Below are 1,478 nucleotides of genomic sequence, written 5' to 3' on the forward strand. Positions count from 1 at the left end.
GGATCTCCTCGTCGCCGAGATGAAGCGGCTCAACGGCACCGACGCGGGCGTCCTCGGCGACGAGGAGATCCTGCGCATGGCGCTGCCCGCGCTGCGCGGCGACTACCGCGCCATCGAGACCTACTCCTGCCCCGCCGACCGCAGGGTGGGCTGCGACCTGACCGTCCTCACCGGCCGGGACGACCCGCTGACCACCGTCGAGGAGGCCGAGCGCTGGCAGGAGCACACCACGGGGGCCCACCGCCTGCGGGTCTTCGACGGCGGCCACTTCTTCCTCACCCAGCACCTCGCGGCGGTCCAGGCCGAGATCGGGCGCGCCCTGGACCCGGCCGCGCCCACCGCGGCCTCCTGAGCTCCCCGCCCGGGCGCCGGAGGGACCGCCGCCGCCCGGGCCGGTGCTGGAGCCGTGACCGGCGTACGCCCGTCGGAGCCGTGCCCGAGTCCGCTCACCCCCAGCCGTGGCCGACGCACCACCGGAGAGCCCGCACACGGCCGGACGGCGATCCCGTCCGTCGCCCCTCATGTCACTTTCCGCTCCCGCGCCCCCGGACAAGGACACCATGCGCACACTTCTCGTCGACAACTACGACTCCTTCACCTACAACCTCTTCCACTACCTGTCCCGGGTCAACGGGCGGGAGCCGGAGGTCATCCGCAACGACGACCCCGCCTGGCGGCCCGGCCTGCTCGACGCCTTCGACAACGTGGTGCTCTCCCCGGGACCCGGCACCCCGCACCGCCCCGCCGACTTCGGCCTGTGCGCCGCCATCGCCGAGGAGGGCCGCCTGCCCGTGCTCGGCGTCTGCCTGGGCCACCAGGGCATGGCGCTGGCCCACGGCGCCCGGGTGGACCGCGCGCCCGAACCCCGCCACGGCCGGACCTCCGCCGTACGGCACGACGGCACCGGCCTCTTCGAGGGACTGCCCAACCCCCTGGAGGTCGTGCGCTACCACTCCCTGGCGGTGACCGACCTGCCCCCGGAGCTTGAGGCCACCGCCTGGTCGCCCGACGGGGTTCTGATGGCGCTGCGCCACCGCACTCTGCCCCTGTGGGGCGTGCAGTTCCACCCCGAGTCGATCGGAACCCAGGAAGGGCACCGCCTCCTGGACAACTTCCGCAGGCTCACCGAGCGGTACCGCACCTCTCCGCGCCCGGCCGCCGACGCGGCGGCCCCCTCCCGTACCGMCCGCCGCCTCGCGCACCAGCTTCATCTGACGACCGAAGCAGCGAAGGAACCCGTTACCGGGGTCCACACGGGGGGGGGGGGGGGGGGGGGGGGGGGGGGGGGGGGGGGGGGGGGGGGGGGGGGGGGGGGGGGGGGGGGGGGGGGGGGGGGGGGGGGGGGGGGGGGGGGGGGCGCCTCTTCGCAGCCCCGCATCGCGACCGCACCACGCACCGCCAGTGTCGCCAGCGTAGGAAAGGCCCCACTGGTCACGCGGCCCTTCGCGCCGCGTTCTCCCGTACGGGTGAGCCGTACA

The 1,478-nt window shown here is 75.6% G+C and carries 2 protein-coding genes; both read left to right on the plus strand.

The window, feature by feature from the left end:
- Nucleotides 1–352: thioesterase II family protein (locus tag AB8Z36_RS40685; RefSeq protein ID WP_369218373.1), on the plus strand; the 352-nt coding region annotated here is incomplete at its 5' end.
- Between the two features lie 208 nt (nt 353–560).
- On the plus strand, nt 561–1,478 hold a 918-nt coding region (locus AB8Z36_RS40690; RefSeq protein WP_369218374.1), incomplete at its 3' end, for an anthranilate synthase component II.

Source organism: Streptomyces flavofungini, from assembly GCF_041028215.1.
Taxonomy (GTDB): domain Bacteria; phylum Actinomycetota; class Actinomycetes; order Streptomycetales; family Streptomycetaceae; genus Streptomyces; species Streptomyces flavofungini_B.